The organism is Tessaracoccus defluvii (assembly GCF_014489575.1).
Classification (GTDB): domain Bacteria; phylum Actinomycetota; class Actinomycetes; order Propionibacteriales; family Propionibacteriaceae; genus Arachnia; species Arachnia defluvii.
The window spans coordinates 2,030,254-2,047,210 of record NZ_CP060789.1 but is presented as its reverse complement, the minus strand read 5'-3'; the positions used below and the strand labels follow the sequence as shown (position 1 = coordinate 2,047,210).

At 70.2% G+C, this 16,957-nt stretch carries 18 protein-coding genes and 3 pseudogenes; 7 read left to right on the top strand and 14 right to left on the bottom strand.

Annotated features, from left to right (window positions below):
• Positions 1-22: 22 nt before the first annotated feature.
• Both H9L22_RS09915 and H9L22_RS09910 read right to left on the bottom strand, forming a co-directional pair.
• Positions 23-1,391, bottom strand: a pseudogene (locus tag H9L22_RS09915) (PhoH family protein).
• 106 nt (positions 1,392-1,497) lie between these two features.
• On the bottom strand, positions 1,498-2,166 hold the full coding sequence (locus H9L22_RS09910; RefSeq protein WP_187719778.1) for a PIG-L deacetylase family protein: 669 nt from the start codon (positions 2,164-2,166) through the stop codon (positions 1,498-1,500).
• Between the two features lie 72 nt (positions 2,167-2,238).
• On the opposite strand from H9L22_RS09910, the gene H9L22_RS09905 reads away from it, so the two are divergent.
• Positions 2,239-2,505: an ROK family protein gene (locus H9L22_RS09905; protein WP_187719777.1), complete on the top strand. Its 267-nt coding sequence runs from the start codon at positions 2,239-2,241 to the stop codon at positions 2,503-2,505.
• A 6-nt stretch (positions 2,506-2,511) separates the two neighbouring features.
• On the opposite strand, the gene trhA is transcribed toward H9L22_RS09905, so the two are convergent.
• Positions 2,512-3,186 (bottom strand): PAQR family membrane homeostasis protein TrhA, encoded by a 675-nt coding sequence (trhA, locus tag H9L22_RS09900; RefSeq protein WP_187719776.1) that lies wholly within the window; start codon positions 3,184-3,186, stop codon positions 2,512-2,514.
• An 87-nt stretch (positions 3,187-3,273) separates the two neighbouring features.
• Between trhA and H9L22_RS09895 the strand changes: the two genes are divergently transcribed.
• Together H9L22_RS09895 and H9L22_RS09890 are read left to right on the top strand one after the other, a co-directional pair.
• Complete coding sequence (locus H9L22_RS09895) at positions 3,274-4,074, top strand: isoprenyl transferase (RefSeq protein WP_187719775.1); 801 nt, start codon at positions 3,274-3,276, stop codon at positions 4,072-4,074.
• Between the two features lie 47 nt (positions 4,075-4,121).
• Positions 4,122-4,688 (top strand): DUF4245 domain-containing protein, encoded by a 567-nt coding sequence (locus H9L22_RS09890; protein ID WP_187719774.1) that lies wholly within the window; start codon positions 4,122-4,124, stop codon positions 4,686-4,688.
• 16 nt (positions 4,689-4,704) lie between these two features.
• Here H9L22_RS09890 and H9L22_RS09885 read toward each other — a convergent pair whose 3' ends face one another.
• Positions 4,705-4,911 carry an exodeoxyribonuclease VII small subunit gene (locus H9L22_RS09885; protein WP_187719773.1) on the bottom strand — a complete coding sequence of 69 codons (207 nt, stop codon included), beginning with the start codon at positions 4,909-4,911 and terminating at the stop codon, positions 4,705-4,707.
• Positions 4,904-6,136, bottom strand: coding sequence for an exodeoxyribonuclease VII large subunit (gene xseA / locus H9L22_RS09880; RefSeq protein ID WP_187719772.1), 1,233 nt, complete (start codon positions 6,134-6,136; stop codon positions 4,904-4,906). Before xseA ends, H9L22_RS09885 begins: the two co-directional genes overlap by 8 nt.
• 63 nt (positions 6,137-6,199) lie before the next feature.
• Between xseA and H9L22_RS18890 the strand changes: the two genes are divergently transcribed.
• A complete protein-coding gene (locus H9L22_RS18890) occupies positions 6,200-6,625 on the top strand; it encodes an HAD family hydrolase (RefSeq protein ID WP_226965788.1) in 426 nt (141 codons plus the stop codon).
• A gap of 14 nt (positions 6,626-6,639) precedes the next feature.
• On the top strand, positions 6,640-7,020 hold the full coding sequence (locus H9L22_RS18885) for an HAD family hydrolase (RefSeq protein ID WP_226965787.1): 381 nt from the start codon (positions 6,640-6,642) through the stop codon (positions 7,018-7,020).
• On the opposite strand, the gene H9L22_RS09870 is transcribed toward H9L22_RS18885, so the two are convergent.
• A complete protein-coding gene (locus tag H9L22_RS09870) occupies positions 7,017-7,772 on the bottom strand; it encodes a hypothetical protein (RefSeq protein WP_187719771.1) in 756 nt (251 codons plus the stop codon). The genes H9L22_RS18885 and H9L22_RS09870 overlap by 4 nt on opposite strands.
• A gap of 53 nt (positions 7,773-7,825) precedes the next feature.
• Here H9L22_RS09870 and H9L22_RS09865 point away from each other — a divergent pair, with 53 nt between their 5' ends.
• Positions 7,826-8,806: a 4-hydroxy-3-methylbut-2-enyl diphosphate reductase gene (locus tag H9L22_RS09865; RefSeq protein WP_187719770.1), complete on the top strand. Its 981-nt coding sequence runs from the start codon at positions 7,826-7,828 to the stop codon at positions 8,804-8,806.
• A gap of 3 nt (positions 8,807-8,809) precedes the next feature.
• Here H9L22_RS09865 and ilvA read toward each other — a convergent pair whose 3' ends face one another.
• From ilvA to H9L22_RS20435, 4 genes and pseudogenes are all read right to left on the bottom strand, one after another.
• Positions 8,810-10,075, bottom strand: a complete 1,266-nt coding sequence (gene ilvA / locus H9L22_RS09860) for a threonine ammonia-lyase IlvA (protein ID WP_226965786.1) — start codon at positions 10,073-10,075, stop codon at positions 8,810-8,812.
• Between the two features lie 44 nt (positions 10,076-10,119).
• On the bottom strand, positions 10,120-10,281 hold the full coding sequence (locus H9L22_RS09855) for a hypothetical protein (RefSeq protein ID WP_187719769.1): 162 nt from the start codon (positions 10,279-10,281) through the stop codon (positions 10,120-10,122).
• A gap of 81 nt (positions 10,282-10,362) precedes the next feature.
• Positions 10,363-10,656 (bottom strand): annotated as a pseudogene (rmuC, locus tag H9L22_RS20440) (DNA recombination protein RmuC); the annotation flags it as partial.
• Positions 10,657-10,688: 32 nt separating this feature from the next.
• Positions 10,689-11,318 (bottom strand): annotated as a pseudogene (locus H9L22_RS20435) (DNA recombination protein RmuC); the annotation flags it as partial.
• Positions 11,319-11,734: 416 nt separating this feature from the next.
• On the opposite strand from H9L22_RS20435, the gene H9L22_RS09845 reads away from it, so the two are divergent.
• On the top strand, positions 11,735-12,997 hold the full coding sequence (locus H9L22_RS09845) for a M18 family aminopeptidase (RefSeq protein ID WP_187719767.1): 1,263 nt from the start codon (positions 11,735-11,737) through the stop codon (positions 12,995-12,997).
• Positions 12,998-13,004: 7 nt separating this feature from the next.
• Here H9L22_RS09845 and H9L22_RS09840 read toward each other — a convergent pair whose 3' ends face one another.
• Genes H9L22_RS09840 through H9L22_RS09825 form a run of 4 tightly spaced genes read right to left on the bottom strand, consistent with a single transcriptional unit; the run spans position 13,005 to position 16,853 of the window.
• Positions 13,005-13,877 (bottom strand): iron ABC transporter ATP-binding protein, encoded by an 873-nt coding sequence (locus tag H9L22_RS09840; RefSeq protein WP_187719766.1) that lies wholly within the window; start codon positions 13,875-13,877, stop codon positions 13,005-13,007.
• Positions 13,874-14,869 carry an iron chelate uptake ABC transporter family permease subunit gene (locus H9L22_RS09835; protein ID WP_187719765.1) on the bottom strand — a complete coding sequence of 332 codons (996 nt, stop codon included), beginning with the start codon at positions 14,867-14,869 and terminating at the stop codon, positions 13,874-13,876. The genes H9L22_RS09840 and H9L22_RS09835 overlap by 4 nt, the downstream gene beginning before the upstream one ends.
• Positions 14,866-15,891 (bottom strand): ABC transporter permease, encoded by a 1,026-nt coding sequence (locus tag H9L22_RS09830; RefSeq protein ID WP_226965785.1) that lies wholly within the window; start codon positions 15,889-15,891, stop codon positions 14,866-14,868. Before H9L22_RS09830 ends, H9L22_RS09835 begins: the two co-directional genes overlap by 4 nt.
• Complete coding sequence (locus H9L22_RS09825; RefSeq protein ID WP_187719763.1) at positions 15,888-16,853, bottom strand: siderophore ABC transporter substrate-binding protein; 966 nt, start codon at positions 16,851-16,853, stop codon at positions 15,888-15,890. The genes H9L22_RS09830 and H9L22_RS09825 overlap by 4 nt, the downstream gene beginning before the upstream one ends.
• Between the last annotated feature and the right edge of the window lie 104 nt (positions 16,854-16,957).

Sequence of the window (16,957 nt, the reverse complement as noted above, 5' to 3'; positions counted from 1 at the left end):
CCGGCGGGGCCCACGTCCCCGCTCAGAGCTCCTCGAGCAGCTCCGTGACGAGCGCGGCGATCGGGGAGCGTTCCGATCGGGTCAACGTCACATGGGCGAACAGCGGGTTGCCCTTGAGCTTCTCGACCACCGCCACCACCCCGTCGTGCCTGCCGACCCGCAGGTTGTCGCGTTGCGCGACGTCGTGGGTGAGCACGACCCGCGAGTTCTGACCGATGCGCGACAGCACCGTCAGCAGCACGTTGCGCTCCAGCGATTGGGCCTCGTCGACGATCACGAACGCGTCGTGCAGGGAGCGGCCGCGGATGTGGGTGAGCGGAAGCACCTCGATCATGTCCTGCGCCAGCAGTTCGTCGATGACGTACTTGTTGGTCACCGCCGAGAGGGTGTCGAACACGGCCTCGCCCCACGGCTGCATCTTCTCGTCGGCGGTGCCCGGCAGATAGCCGAGGTCCTGGCCGCCGACCGCGTACAGGGGGCGGAACACCATCACCTTCGAGTAGCGGCGCTGCTCCAGCGTGGCCTCGAGGCCGGCGCAGAGCGCGAGCGCCGATTTGCCGGTGCCGGCTCGGCCGCCCAACGACACGATGCCGATCGACTCGTCCAGCAGCAGGTCGAGCGCCACCCGCTGCTCTGCGGAGCGGCCCTTCAGGCCGAACACCTCGCGGTCGGGGCGGATGAGGCGCAGCGTCCCGTCGACGCCGACCCTGGCCAGCGCAGACGACGACGGCGCGTGCAGCACGACGCCACAGTTGACGGGAGCCCGACCCCAGCGAGACGGAGCGTGCCCTCCTCGTAGAGGGTGGCGAGGTCGTCGGCGGTGACGTCGAGGCTGCCCAGGCCGGTGTAGCCGGTCTCGGCGGGCAGTTCGTTGCGGTACTCCTCGGCGGCCAGCCCGACGGCGGACGCCTTGATCCGCAGGGGCAGGTCCTTGGAGACGAGGACGACATGGTGGCCCTCGCCCGCGTAGTTGAGGGCCACAGCGAGGATCCGGGTGTCGTTGTCGCCGAGCCGGAATCCGGGCGGCAGGGCCCCGGGGTCGGTGTGATTGAGCTCGACCCGCAGGTTCCCGCCCTCGTCATTGATCGGGATGGGGCATCCAGGCGACCGTGCTGGGCCCGGAGATCGTCGAGGAGGCGCAGCGCCGCGCGGGCGAAGTGGCCGAGCTCGGGGTGGTGTCGCTTGGCCTCGAGCTCCGTGATGACGACGATCGGGATGACCACGTTGTGCTCGGCGAAGCGCAGCAGGGCGCGCGGATCGGACAACAGGACGGAGGTGTCGATGATGTGGGTACGGATCGCCGTGTCGGGCAGTGTCGCCGAGGGGGAAGTCGGTTGTGCGGTCAGGTTGGGCACTTCTTGCTCCCTTCGCCGGGGGCGGTGCTCGACCATCCCCGGACCGTGGTCAGGTGACCGGGGTGACGGTGATGGAGGAGGTCTCCATAGCGAGACACTAACCCGTCCCGAGGCCGGGCGGGCGGGGTGAATCACATCCGTGTCATTTGCCTGCTGCGTGGACCAGGCCCAGCGAGATGCGCGGGGAGCCGGCGCTCCGATCGGTCACGCGGTCCACCTGCGCCCGCGCCTGCTCGATCACCGGGGTGTCGGGATCGAGCACCTCGAGGTAGACCCGGTGCTCGGCCAGTGACGCGACGGCGGCGGCCACGTCCTGCTCGTCGACGTCGACGTGGTCTGTGCCGTCCGGACCGGCCTCGAAGACCCAGAGGTCGCGCCCCGCCACCGCGGCGACGGTGGCCTCTCCCGTGACGATGTGGTCGGGCTGGTTCGGGATGCCCGGCGCGTACTCGGGGCCGCGGTAGGAGCAGACGATCAGATCGGCATCGGCGTAGCGGGTCAGCGCTTCGGCGACCTTCCCGGCGAGGTCGTCCACGTCGCTGAGTCGGCTGTCGGGCAGCCCCAGGAATTCGATGTCGGTGACTCCCACGTGCATGCCGGCGCGCCGCTGCTCCTCCTCGCGCAATGGCCCGCATTCCGCAGGCTCCATGCCCTGGATGCCGGCCTCTCCGCTTGTCAGCAGCAGGTAGCTCACCCGCCGTCCTTCGCGGGTCCATTGGGAGACGGCGTGCGCGATGCCGTACTCGGGGTCATCCGGATGCGCGACGACGATGACGGCGTGGGACCAGTCGGTGGGGAACTGTTCGGTCATGAGGCCACCCTAGGCGGGGGTTCGCCGGCCCGGACGGAGAAGGCCCGACCGCCCCGTACGCTCGACCCGGCCATGGTCGTCATCGGTGGCGGCCTGTCCGCCCAGCACGAGCGGCTGCTCGACCCGCTCCGCGACGCCGTCGCGGCTGAGATCGGACTCCCGTTCGCTGTGCCGCTGGTGGAGGCGCGCCTCGGGGCGGAGGCGGCCTCGCACGGCGCCGTCGTGTTCGCCTTCGATCGGCACGCGGAACAGATCTACGGCCTGCCCGGCATGCCCGTTCCGTCGATCACGCCGCTGCCGCCCGAGGTGGAGGTTCTGTCCGCTGTGCAGGGGGCCTGAGGCGCGTCAGGCACCGAAGACCGCGATGCCGATGGCGGCGATGTGCAGGATGGCGGCGATGATCGTGCAGGCGTGGAAGACCTCGTGGAAGCTGAACCACTTCGGCGACAGGCGGGGGCGCTTGGTTGCGTAGGCGACGGCGCCGAGCGAGTACACGAGCCCGCCGAGCAGCAGGGGGACGACGACGGCGGGGCCGCCCGTTGCCCAGAACTGGTTCATCCAGCCGACAGCGGCCCAGCCCATGGCGATGTACAGGCAGGTGTAGAGCCAGCGTGGGGCGCTCAGCCAGGTGGTGCGGAACACCACGCCGAGCAGCGCGATCGACCAGATGAGGATCAGCAGCGTCCAGCGGGGCGTCCCTTCGAGCAGCGTCAGCGTCAGTGGCGTGTAGCTGCCGGCGATGAAGATGAAGATGTTCGAGTGGTCGATCCGGCGGAAGATCGCGTTGCCGCGGTCGGTCCAGTTGCCGCGGTGATAGGCGGCGCTCGTGCCGAACAGGATGACGGCGCTCAGCGTGTAGATGCCGCTGCCGATGCGCCCCTCGAGGGTCGGCGCGAAGACGGTGAACACGAGGCCGACGATCAGGGCCACCGGGGCCATGCCGAGGTGGAGCCAACCGCGGAGCTTGGGCTTCGCGGGGAGGCTGATGGTGGGTTCAAGGGTCATGGTCGCAGCTGTCATCTCGGGGTACCTACGCTTCCGTAACTTACGCTACCGTAGGTTACCCCGTTGGGGCCCCTCATTCCAAGTCCCGGTAGGCTGCCGTCCATGTCCTGGTGGAGTCGCGTCGCCGAGCGGCACTGGCCGCCGCGCTGGCTCTACACGACCTATGAGCGTCAGGTGCTCGGCGGGCTCGACAAGGGCAGCCTCCCCGGCCACGTCGCCGTCCTCGCGGACGGCAACCGACGGTGGGCGCGGATGAACGCTCCTGGCCAGCCGCTGGTCGCCGGGTACCGGGCGGGGGCTGCCCGGCTCCTGGAGTTCGTCGAATGGTGCGACGAGGCCGACCTCAAGGTCGTCACGCTGTGGGTGCTCAGCACCGAGAACCTGCAGCGCAGCGACGACGACGAGCTCAGCCCGCTGCTCGACGTCATCGATTCGCTCGTCAAGGACCTCGCCGCGACCGGGCGCTGGCGGGTGCAGGCTGTCGGGGCCCTCGACCTGCTCCCGGAGGGGCTGGCTGCCTCCCTGCGCGAGTCGTCGGAGTCGACGGCCGGGAACACGGGCATGCATGTCAACGTCGCGATCGCCTACGGCGGTCGGCACGAACTGCGCGACGCCGTCCGGTCGCTGCTGGCCGATCGGGCGGAGGCTGGGGCGACCCTCGAGGAGGTCGCGCGGACGCTGGAGATCGACGAGATCTCCGAGCATCTCTACACCAAGGGACAGCCCGACCCCGACCTGATCATCCGCACCTCGGGGGAGCAGCGCCTGTCCGGCTTCCTGCTGTGGCAGTCGGCGCACAGCGAGTACTACTTCTGTGAGGCGCTCTGGCCGGACTTCCGGCGCGTCGACTTCGTCCGCGCGCTGCGTTCGTACACGCAGCGCGAGCGCCGCTACGGCCGCTGAGACGCGCGATGTGGGGGCGTTCGGGGCGCCCCACTACGATGGCCGCCATGGCAGGACGCAACTCGAACGCCCGCGGCAGGGACATGGTCATCTCGATGGCGGTCCTCCTTGTGCCCGTGGCACTGATCGTGTGGTTCTTCTCCCAGCCCGGCGATACGACCGTGCAGGCGGTCTCCGTCGCGCCCGTGCTGCAGAAGGCGAAGGCCGCGTCCCCCTATCCGCTGCTGGTTCCCGAGGCCCTCGACGCCGAGTGGACCGCCACCCGCGTCGCCTGGGCTGCCAGCGGGGACAAGTGGATCGACGGTGAGCCTGCCGAGGGGAACTCCTGGCAGGTCGGCTACATGTCGCCGGAGGGGATCTACTTCGGCGTTCAGCAGCGTGACGAGGCCCTGCGGTCCTTCGTCTCCGGCGTGACGCGTGACGGGTCCGGGCTCCGGGCCGAGGTCGACCTGGCCGGACGGACCTGGCAGCGCTACGAGAGCGCCGACCGTCGCACCATGAGCCTGGTCAACGTCGACGGGGACGTGGCGTCGATCGTGACGGCCGACACCGACTTCGCCGAACTCGAGGCGTTCGCCTCCACCCTCGTGGCCGTGGACCCGGCTCAGGGTTGAGGCCTGCCAGACCCGGTCACTCCTCCTGCGCCGACTCCTTGCGGGCAGCGGACACCTGTTCGCGGGCGCCGTCGAGGAACCCCTGGCACAGGTCGGCGAGCTTCTCGCCCCGCTGCCACACCTCCATCGACTCGGCCAGCGAAAGCGTCCCGGACTCCAGCTTCGCGACGACCTGCAGCAGTTCGTCCCGTGCCGCCTCGTAGGTCAGCTTCTCCTCAGCCATGCTCCGGCTCCTTCCCGATGGTCCCGACGACGTCGAGGCTCAGTTCTCCGTCCGCGAGGTAGGCGCGGATGCGGTCGCCCGTAGCGGCGTCCGTGACGCTCGACACGGACCGGTGTCCGGCGGCGTCGACGAGGACGGCGTAGCCGCGCTCCAGCGTCCGCTTCGGCGACAGGGCCCGGATGGCGGTGACGGCTGCGCGGACGTCGGCCTCCTCCGTCCGGATCCGGCGGTCGATGCCCGCCTCCAGCCGGTGGCGCAGCAGATGCAGCCGCTCGTAGTGGGCGACGAACGCGCTGGTCGGGTCGACCAGCACGGGGCGGGAGCGCACCGCGTCGAGGCGTGACTGTTCCCGGGTGATCGTCGTCAGCAGGGCCCGGTCGAGACGCTGCCGGGCCTGGCTGAGGCCGGCCGCCTCGGTGGCGTGGTCGGGGACGATGCGCTTGGCGGCATCCGTGGGGGTCGACGCCCGCAGGTCGGCGACGAAGTCGACGAGCGGGTAGTCGCGCTCGTGGCCGATCGCGCTGACGATCGGCGTCCGGGCGGCGGCGACGGCCCGGACCAGGCCCTCGTCGGAGAAGGAGAGGAGGTCCTCGAGCGATCCGCCGCCGCGGGCGATGACGATGACGTCCACCTCGGGGTCGGCGTCGAGGTGCGCCAGCGCCGTCATGACCGACTCGGCCGAGTTCGCCCCCTGGACGAGGGCGTGCCGGGTGCGGATCCGGGCCGCGGGCCAGCGGCGCGCCACGTTCGTGACCACGTCGCGCTCCGCGTCCGAGTCGCGCCCTGTGACCAGCCCGATCACGTGCGGCAGCAGCGGCAGTCGCTTCTTTCGATGGCCGTCGAACAGTCCTTCGGCCTGCAGCTTCCGCTTGAGCTGCTCGAGCTGGGCCAGCAGCCTGCCCTCGCCGGCGACCTGGATCTCGAGGCATTCGAAGCTCAGCGACGTGTCGCGGTCCCACAGCCGGGGCCGCACGCGCGCCGTCACCCGGGAGCCCTCGGGGATCGGGCCGGCGGCGTCGAGCACCATGGTGGAGACGGTCACCTGGGCCGACATGTTGGCGACGCGGTCGCGGAACGTCATGAACTGCGTGGGGGCGTTGCGTCGCTTGATCTCGACGACCTGCGCGTCGACCCACACCTCCCCGAGCCTGCCGACCCAGTCCTTCACCGCGCCGATGACGCGGCCCAGGGGCTGGGGCTGCTCGGCGGAGCTGTTCAGGGCCATGGCTGCACCCTACCGACCCCCTCCGACGGTGGCCGCGACGCGAGGTCCGGCTAGGGTCGAGGCGTGATCAAGCTCATCGCCACCGACCTCGACGGCACCCTGCTCACGAGCGACCACACCGTCACTCCCCGCACGCTCCGCGCACTCGCGGCCGCCCGCGAGGCCGGCCTGCACGTCGTTCCCGCCTCCGGCCGGCAGCCGTTCTCCATCGGGGAGGTGCTGGCCGGCACGTTCCTGGCCGACGGCGTCGTGCTCGGCGCGAACGGGGCCGTCGGCTACGACCTCGGCCGGGACGCCGTCCTGTTCGAGACGACCCTGGCCGTCGAGGCGCAGACCGCACTCTTCCACGCGCTGCGGGAGCGGCACCCCGGCATCCACTGCGTCTCCGTCCGTGACGGGGGCGCCACGTTCGTGCCGCAGCACGGCTACGTCGGGATGATGGACCCCGAGGACCACAGCCGTCCCGGGACCTGCCCGAGTTCCCCCTGACCGAGGTGCTGTCAGTGCCGTCGGTGAAGCTCGTCGTCCGTGACCCGGCGGTCGCGCCCGAGGAGCTGCTGGCAACAGCGCTGGAACTCGACCTGCCCGGTGTGGCGCCGTCGACATCGGGCGCCCCGTTCCTGGAGGTCGCCTCCGCCGGCGTCGACAAGGGCACGGGCCTGGTGAGGATCGCCGGGGCCCTCGGGGTGCGGGCCGACGAGGTGATCGCCTTCGGAGACAACCTCAACGACCTGGAGATGCTCGCCTGGGCCGGCCACGGGGTGGCCATGGGCAACGCACTGCCCGAGGTCATCGCCGTCGCCGACGAGGTGGCCCCGACCAACAATGACGAGGGCATCGCCGTCGTGATCGAGCGGCTCGCGGTCAACGGCTGGCGGGTCTAGGCGGTCCTGTCCCAGGTGCCCGCCGAGCACGTGGCGAACCACGTGCCGTACACGACGCTGCCTGGGGCGACGGGGTGTTCCGCCGGGATGGCCACGGTCAGCTCGACGGCGCTGCGGAGCCGGGCCACCTGGAAATCGACGCCGGTGAGCGCATTGCGGCGGGTCTCGACGGCGACGACGGTACCCGCCATCAGCAGCGTCGGGCTCGCCTCGCCGGGGCCGATGGCGTCGGCGCGCAGCGCGTACAGGCCGGGCGACAGGAGCGTGGCCGCCGTCATGGCCGCACCGCCCAGTTCGGCGGCGGGGGAGACGAGGAAGGCGGCCTCGTCGGAGAAGGCCTCCACGTCGATGGCGAGCGCCGCGACGCCCAGGGCCGGGACCACCGTCGACTCGCTGCCCGTCAGTTCGTACTGCGGGTAGGCGACGGGATCGTCGACCAGTGAGAGGAACTCGGCAAGCAGCCGACCCTCGCCGTCGGGGGCGTACAGCGCCACCTTGGCCAGCAGGTCCGTGAACCGCACCACCTGGGCGCGGAACGGGGTGTCGGAGACCAGCGCCGCCGTGGTCGTTGCCTGCTGTCCCGACCGCTGCAGGAAGGCCATGCGTGCCCCGCTCGGATCCGAGTAGGCACCGATGAGCGCGAAGCCCGGGGCGGTGTTGATGCCCCGGACGCCGGCGTCGAAAGCGGCGGCGATCAGGGAGTCCAGGGAGGGCGCGTCGAAACCGACGGCGTGCAACTGCGGCGAGTCCATGCCGCAAGGCTACAGATGTGGGGTCCTGCGGGACTCCACCTAGACTTGGGCCCATGACGAGCACCAGCGAACAGACCAAGCGTGTCGTCGTGGCGGCCCCCCGTGGCTACTGCGCCGGCGTCGACCGGGCCGTGGTGACGGTGGAGAAGGCCCTTGACCTCTACGGGCCGCCCGTCTACGTCCGCAAGCAGATCGTGCACAACCGCCACGTCGTCGAGGCGCTGGAGGAGCGCGGCGCCATCTTCGTCGAGGAACTCGACGAGGTACCGCCAGGGGCGACCGTCGTGTTCTCGGCTCACGGCGTGTCGCCGGCCGTCCACGCCGAGGCGGCAGAGCGTTCACTCAAGACCATCGACGCGACCTGCCCGCTGGTGACCAAGGTGCACCACGAGGCGAGGCGCTTCGCCGCGCAGGACACCCAGATCCTCCTGATCGGCCACGCCGGCCACGAGGAGGTCGAGGGCACCATGGGTGAGGCCCCTGAGCGCACCACGCTCGTGCAGTCGCCGGCCGACGTCGAGAACGTTGAACTGCCCGAGGGCACCAACGTCGCCTGGCTGTCGCAGACGACCCTGTCCGTCGACGAGACCATGGAGACGGTGACGCGGCTGCGGGAGAAGTTCCCGCTGCTGATGGATCCGCCGTCGGACGACATCTGCTACGCCACCCAGAACCGTCAGCTCGCCGTCAAGCAGATCGCCAGCCACGGCTGCGACCTCATGATCGTCGTCGGCTCGGCAAACTCATCGAACTCCGTCCGCCTCGTGGAGGTGGCGCTGGACGCCGGCGCGAAGGCGTCGCACCGGGTCGACAACGCCGGCGAGATCGACCCCGCCTGGCTCGAGGGTGTCAGCACCGTCGGGGTGACCTCCGGCGCCTCGGTGCCGGACGACCTGGTCCAGGGCGTCCTGGAGTACCTGCAGGAGCGGGGCTTCCCGGCCGCCGTCGAGGAGCGGCTGACCGAGGAGACCTTGACGTTCGCGCTGCCGCCCGAGCTGCGCAAGGACCTGCGCCGCTCCGCCGTCAACGACTGAGGATCACGTCAGGAACTGGAAGAACGGGCTGTCGTAGGCGACCTCTTCTGCCTGCATGCCGCACTCGTCGATGCGCTGCAGCAGGAACTGGTAGTCGCCCGGCGTGCCGAGTTCGACGCCGACCAGCGCAGGCCCCGTCTCGCGGTTGCTGCGCTTGACGTATTCGAAGTACGTGATGTCGTCCTCGGGGCCGAGCACCGAGTCGAGGAATGTGCGCAGCGCGCCAGGGCGCTGCGGGAAGTCCACCAGGAAGTACCGCTTCCTGCCCTCGTGGATGAGTGAGCGCTCGACGATCTCCGCGTAGCGGGAGACGTCATTGTTGCCTCCGGAGACGATCACCAGCACCCGGGAGCCGGCGTGGATCTGGACGCGGGGCCCGACGCCGCCGGTGGGCAGGGCCGCGGAGGCGAGCGCGCCGGCCGGCTCGGTGATGATGCCGTCGGTCTGGTACATGTCGAGCATCTCGGTGCAGATCTGCCCCTCGGGGACCCGGACCAGCTCGATGCGGGCCTCGCGGATCGCGTCGAACGTGAATTCGCCCACCCGGCGGACAGCGGCGCCGTCGACGAACGTGTCGATGTCGTGCAGTGTGACGGGGCGGCCCGCCGAGATGGCCGCGGCGACGCACGGGGCGCCGTCGGGTTCGACGCCGATGATCCGCACGTCCGGGTGGTTCTCGCGCAGCCAGGCCGAGGCGCCGGACACCAGGCCGCCGCCGCCGATCGGGATCACCACGACGTCGGGGACGAAGCCGAGCTGCTCGAAGGCCTCCACCACCAGGGTGGCCTGCCCGGCCGCCGTCCGCGCGTCGTTGAAGGCGGGGACAAGGACCTTGCCCTCGGCGGCCAGGCGTGACGCCTCGTCGGAGGCCTCGTCGTAGGTGGTGCCGTGGAGCACGAGCTCGACCTGCCCCTGGCCGAGCGCGACGATCCGCTGGCGCTTCTGACGGGGCGTGGTGTGCGGGACGACGACGGTGGCCTTGATCCCCAGCGCCGCGGCCGAGTAGGCCACGCCCTGGCCGTGGTTTCCGGCCGAGGCGCAGACGACGCCGGCCTCGCGTTCCGCCTCATCGAGCTGGGCCATGAGGTTGTAGGCGCCGCGCAACTTGTAGGAGCGCACGGGCTGCAGGTCCTCGCGCTTGAGCCAGATCTCGGAGCCGGTCGCGTCGGTGAGGCGCTCGTCGAGCTGGACGGGGGTGCGGCGGACGATCCCCTGGAGCCGGACGACGGCGTCGGGGATCATTGCGGCCAGGTCGGTGAGCGTGGACATGTCGCCCATTGTGACGCCACCGACCGGGCCCAGCCAAGGCACGTTCAGGAGGCGCCACCTGCCTCGGCCCGCGGGGTGACCTTCCGCTGGGTGGTCAGCGGGTCAAGGGGCGTCGGCTCGTCATGGAAGAGGCCACCCGAGAGCTCGCGCAGATCCTGGTAGTTGAGCATCTCCGGCACGGCGGCCTCGCGCGCCGACTCCGTCACCGGCGACAGCCCCGGCAGGTCGTCGGTAGTGACGCCCAGGTCGCGGAAGCGGCGGGCGGAGACCATGACGCGGGTCTCGACGGCGCCGACGGCCTTGTTGTAGTGGCCGACTGCGCTGCCCAGCGACCGGCCGAGCTTGTCGAAGTGGTTGCCCAGCGTGACGAGGCGCTCGTACAGCTCGCGGCCCAGCTTGGAGACCTCCGCGGCGGTCTCCGTGACCGCCACCTGTTTCCAGCCGTTCGCGACGATCTGCAGTTGCGGGATGAGCAGCCCGGGGGAGGCGAGCACGACGTGGCGGCGGGTGGCGTAGTCGTGTAGGTCGGGAGCCTGTTCCAGGGCGAGCCGGTAGACCTCGTCGCTGGGCAGGTACAGCACGACGAACTCGGGGATCCGAGGTCGAGCTGCCAGTAGTTCTTGTCGGCCAGCTGGTCGATGTGGGTGCGGACGTGCCGGGCGAACGTCTGTAGGTGCGTCCGCTGGGCCGCCTCGTCCTCAGTGTTGTACGCCTCCAGGACGGCGGCCAGCGGCACCTTCGAGTCGACGAAGATCACCTTGCCTGCCGGCAGATTGACCCGCAGATCCGGGCGGAACCGGCCCTCATCGGTGGTGTAGGTGGTCTGCGTGTCGAAGTCGCAGCGTTCCACCAGGCCCGAGATCTCGACGATGCGCTTGAGGCTCGACTCGCCCCAGGAGCCGCGCACCTGCGGGGTGCGCAGCGCGTTGCTGAGGCTCAGCGTCTCGCGGCGGATCGCCTCGCCGGAGAGCCGCAGCGTGCTGACCTGCTCGCCCAGCTCCGCCGACATCCTCGCCCGCTCCGTCTCCACCTGGTGCAGCTTCTCCTGCATCTGCCGCAGCCCGTCGGCCAGAGGGCTCACCAGGTGCTCGGTGGCCTTGAACCGCTGCTCGGTGGCCTGCTCGGCCGCCTGCTGCTGCTTCTCGAGGGTCTGGGCCGACAGGAGCCGGAACTGTGCGACGAGGCTCTCCCTGTCGGCGGCCTGCTCGGTGGCCCGCTCGATCGCCGCATCGCGCTCCGCCATGGCGGCCGCCACCTGCGCCCGGACCCGGGCGGTCTCGGCCTGTGCCTCGGCCGTGACGCGCTGGGCCTCGGCGGCCGCCGTCCGCAGCTCCGACTTCTCGGCCAGGATCTGCGCCACCTCGGCCTTCGTCAGCGCGGCCTCCTCGCGGGCACGGCTCGCCTCAGCGCGGGCGGTGGCCGCGTCCTGGCGGGCGTCGGTGAGAGCCAGCCTGTCTCCGTCGCTCTGCGGCGAAGGCGACGCGGTGCGGCGGCCCAGCACGTAGCCGGCGACGGCGCCCAGCACGAGCGCCAGGAGGATGAGCAGAACCTCGGAAGCTTCCATGGCCACAGCACACCAGAGCCCTCCGACAGTTTCGCGGAGGCTGGCCGCCGGGAGCCGGACGGGGGCCGCCGGAGGGCTGGGCTAGCCTGAGGGGCATGCTCGACTCCGCCCAGAACCACATCGATGACCTCGCCGACTTCGTCGCCGCCTCGCCCACCAGCTACCACGCCGCCGACCAGCTCGCGGCCCGGCTGAAGCAGGCCGGATTCGAGCAGGTCGACCCGAGGCGCCCCTTCGGCGAGCCGGGCGGACGCCGCTTCCTCATCCGCGACGGCGCCGTCGTGGCATGGGTGGCGCCCGAGACGCTGACCGAGGAGGCGGGCTTCCGGATCGTCGGCACCCACACCGATTCGCCGTCGTTCAAGGTGAAGCCGGGCGACCTGCCGCGCAGCGCCGGCTGGACGCAGCTCGGCGTCGAGGTCTACGGCGGGCCGCTGATCAACTCGTGGCTCGACCGTGACCTCGGGGTCGCCGGCCGGATCGTCACCCGCGACGGCGCCTCCCACCTCGTGCGGACCGGCGCGATCGCCCGCATCCCGCAGCTCGCGATCCACCTGGACCGCACCGCCAACGACGCGCTCAAGCTCGACCGACAGACCAGCACCCAGCCGATCCTCGCGATCGACCTGCGGCAGCCGCTCATCGAGCACCTCTGCGGTCTGGCCGGCATCGACGCCGCCGACGTCGCGTTCCACGACCTCACGCTGTTCGACACGCAGCTCCCCGCCGTGATCGGCGTCGAGGGCGAGTTCTTCGCCTCCGGCCGGCTCGACAACCTGCTGAGCACCCACGCGGCGCTGACGGCGTTCGAGAGCCTCGAGGTGGGCGGCGACGTCGCGATCTTCGCCGCCTTCGACCACGAGGAGGTCGGCTCCGACACCACCACCGGCGCCGGAGGCCCCCTGCTGCAGGACGTCCTCGAGCGGCTGGCGGCCGGCTACGGGCTGGACCTCGACGGGACGCGGGCCATGTTCGCCAGGTCCAGTTGCGTGTCGGCGGACTGTGGCCACGTCGTCCACCCGAACTACCCGGGCCACCACGATCCGATGAACAAGCCGCTGCCCAACCGCGGGCCGCTGCTGAAGATCAACGCGAACCAGCGCTACGCGACGGACGCCGTCGGCGCAGCGATCTGGCTGCGTGCCTGCGACGCGGCCGGGGTGCCGACGCAGCCGTTCGTGTCGAACAACGCCGTGCCGTGCGGGTCGACGATCGGCCCGATCACGGCGACGCGGCTAGGCATCACGACGGTCGACGTCGGAGCGGGCCTGCTGAGCATGCACTCGGCCAGGGAACTGTGCGGCGTGGACGACCCGTGGTTCCTGGCCAGGGCGATGGGCGCCTACTGGATCGGCTGAGCCGGTCCTAGACCGCCGTCGGCAGGCTGAGCGTCAGCGGCACCGGGCCCTCGACGTGCGGTGAGCCGTCGAGGCAGCAGCCGTCGTTGGTGGACCGGTTGCAGTGGCCGCACATCGGCACCGGCAGATAGAAGTGCGCGATGCGGCGGCCGCGGAACTCGGCGACCTCGATGTCCAGGTCGAACACCTCCCGCAGCAGGTCTCGCTGGACGATCTCCGACGGCGTGCCGATCGCGTGGACCCTGCCGTCCTTCATGGCGACGATCCGGTCGGCCCAGCAGGACGCGTAGTTGATGTCGTGGACGACGATCACGATCGTCTTGCCCAACTCATCCGCGGCCCGGCGCAGCGTCTGCAGCATCGCGTGCGAGTGCGACACGTCGAGGTTGTTCAGCGGCTCGTCGAGCAGCACGTACTCGGTGTCCTGCGCGAGCACCATGGCGACGAAGGCACGCTGCCGCTGGCCGCCACTCATCTCGTCGAGGAACCGGTCGCGCAGGTCCTCCAGATTCATCCACCCGATCGCCTGATCGATCGCCCCGTGGTCCGTGGGGCCGAGACGTCCGCCGCTGTGCGGGTAGCGGCCGAACGTGACGAGATCCTGCACCGTCAGGCGCGAGTTGAGGTCGTTGCTCTGGCGCAGGATGGCGAGGCGCCGGGCCAACTCGCGGGAGTCCGCCTTCTCGATGTCGAGGCCGCCGACGTTGACGCTGCCGCCGTCGGACGCGAGGAGACGCGCGATGATCGACAAGAGGGTCGACTTGCCCGCGCCGTTGGCCCCGACGATCGCCGTCACGCCGCCGGTCGGCAGCGACACCGACACATCGTCCACGACGACCGTGCGGCCGTAGCGCTTGGTGACTTCCTTGACTTCGATCATGAGCGGGACACCTTTCGGATGACGAGCCAGATGAAGGCGATGCCTCCGGCGAATTCGATGATGACGGACAAGACGGTGCCCAACCCGAAGACCTGTTCGAGGATCGCCTGGCCGCCGACGATGACGCCGACGCCGAGGAGGCCCGCCATCGGCAGCGTGTCCGCGTGTTTACCGTTGCCCGCGACCTGGTAGGCGATGGCCGCGACGATGAGGCCGAGGAACGTGATGGGCCCGACGAGGGCGGTCGAGACGCACACGAGCAGCGTGGAGACGAGCAGCACCGCGCGGACGGTGCGCTGATGGTCGACGCCCAGGCTGATGGACGACTCGCGGCCGAGGGTCAGCACGTCGAGCGTGTGGCGCTGTCGCCACAGCCACCAGCTGCAGACGGCCACGACGACGGCGCTCAGGCCGATCAGCTCGGGGTTGACGGCATTGAAGGAGGCGAACAGGTTGCCCTGCAGTACCAGGTAGCTCACCGGGTCGAGGACCCGCGAGATGAGTGACGACAGCGAGCGCAGGATCGAGCCGAGAACCAGGCCGGCGAGGACGACGAGGTAGACGGAGCGGCCCTTGCGGCCGAACAGCAGGCCCGTCAGCGCCATGGTGGAGGCGAGCATCAGCACGATACTGATGGCGAACATGGCATAGGGGCCGATGGTGCCGACGAAGCTGACGCCGAGGAGGAACACCAGCATCGTCTGGATGAACGCGTACAGGGCGTCGAGGCCGAGGATCGACGGGGTGAGCAGACGGTTGTTCGTCACGGTCTGGAAGGCCACCGTCGCGACGCCGGTGGCCCAGCCGACGAGCACCATCGCGAGCACCTTGCGGCCTCGGAACGCGAGGACGAAGTCCAGTGATCCCGTGGCGTTGATCGTCAGGAAGGCCAGGCACGCCAGGACACAGGCGGCCAGGGCGATCCACAGTCTGGTGTGGGGGGCGAGCCCTCGCCTGGTGGGGGCGAGGGGCGCGGTGGCGACGGCGCTCATCGGGTCTTCATCCTTCCCGTGAGCAGGAGGACGAGGAAGATGACGCCGCCCAGCACCCCGGAGATGGTGCCGACCGGGATCTCGTAGGGGAAGTTGACGGTGCGGGCGAGCAGGTCGCAGACCAGGACGAACAGTGAACCGGCGATCGCCGTCAGGCCGATGTTGTGGCGCAGGTTGTCGCCCCGCCACATGGTGATCAGGTTGGGGATGATCAGGCCGACGAAGCCGATCGCGCCGACCACGACGAGTGTGACGGCGGAGGCGACAGCTACGAGCGCAAGGCCCAGGTTCAGCGTCGCCGTGTAGGACAGGCCGAGTGATGTCGCCTGCTCCTCGCCCAGCGACGCCACCGTGAAGCGGTCGGCGAAGACCCACAGCACAAGGCCGATGGCGCCGAGGATCCACAGCAGCTCGTAGCGGCCGCGCAGGACCCCGGAGAAGTCGCCCTGCATCCAGATGCCGAGGCTCTGCAGCAGGTCGAACTGGTAGGCCACGAACGTGGTTCCTGCCGAGATGACACCGGCCAGCATGATGCCGACCAGCGGGACCGCGACGATCGGGGCCCGCGGCGGCAGCGCCCGGATCAGTCGGATGAAGACCGCGGTGCCGATCAGGGCCGTGACCACCGCGATCGCCATCTTCACGATCAGCGGGGCCGACGGGAACACCATCACGGCGATCAGGATGCCGACGCCGGCCGACTCGGTCGTGCCGACGGTTCCGGGCTCGACGAAGCGGTTGCGGACCAGCAACTGCATCAGCAGCCCCGACAGTGCCAGGGCGGCCCCTGCCAGAAGGACCGCGGCGGTGCGCGGGATCCGGTAGGCGAACAGGTTGAGCTGCTGCTGATCGGTCGCCTGCCCGCTCAGGAAGTCGAGAGGGGAGAGGTCTGCGACCCCGACGAACAGGGAAACGGTCGCCAACACCAGAAGTGCGGCCAGCCCGCCGAGCAGGCCCCAGCTGAGGGGGCGCCCGGCGGGCCTGGCCGACGGTCGTGCGAGGGGAGATGCTGTGGTGGTCACAACCCCTCCGACACGTCCTTCATCATCTCGACGGCGTTGTCGACGCCGTGGATGAGGATGTACCAGCGGGCGCCGTCGAGGTACACGACGTCCTGGTTCGCCCATGCCGTGGTGCTGGCGATGAGCTCGTTGTCGAGGACCTCCTGGGCGGCGGCACCCTCCTGCCCGACGGCGGAGTCGCGGTCGACGACGAACATGATGTCGGGGTTGGCCTGCTGAATGGCCTCGAACGAGATCGCGTCGCCGTGGGCCTCGGCCTCGACGTCGGAGATCGTCGGCTCGATGCCGAGGTCGTTGAAGAGGACGCCGTAGCGTGAGTTGGTGCCGTGCACCGAGACCTTGCCGCCGGAGGTCATCAGGACCATGGCGTTCTTGCCCGGGTCGACCTTGCCCTTCGCTTCGGCGATCGCGTCCTCGAGTTCCTTGAGCTGGACCGCGGCCTCGTCCTGCTTGCCGAGTGCTTCGGCGATGATGTTCGTGGCGTACTCGACGCCGACGTAGTACCCCTTGTCGTAGGCGAAGGTGACGTCGACGGTCGGAGCGATCTTGTTCAGCTCGGGCTGCTGCTTGGCTGAGCGGAAGCCGGCGATGATCAGGTCGGGTTCGAGGGCCGCGATCTTCTCGAAGTCGGGCTCCTGCAGGGTGCCGACGTTGGCGTACGTGGTGTCGTCGGCGAAATCCTTGACGGGGTCGGAGAGGAACTGGCCCTTCGCGACGCCCACCACCGCGTCGGAGGCACCGAGGGCGCGGACGGTATCGAGCGAGCCGTGGTCGAGAACGACGATGCGCTTGGCCGGGCCGTCCAACTCGACGGTGCCCTGCGCGTGGGTGACGGTGATCGTCTCGGTGGGCGTCTCGGAACCGGCGGGTGCGGGATCGGTGGGGGCACCGGCGCCGCAGGCGGTCGTCAGAGCCAGGAGACCGGCGGCCGTTGCTGCCAGGAAGCGGGTGTGGAGCTTCATCGTGGTCTTTCCGTAGGGGGAAGGTGTCGGTCGCGACTTAGGCAACCCTAACTGGTTGCATTTAAGTGACGCAACTCTGCCCAAAAGGTGGACTGGTTGGCGTG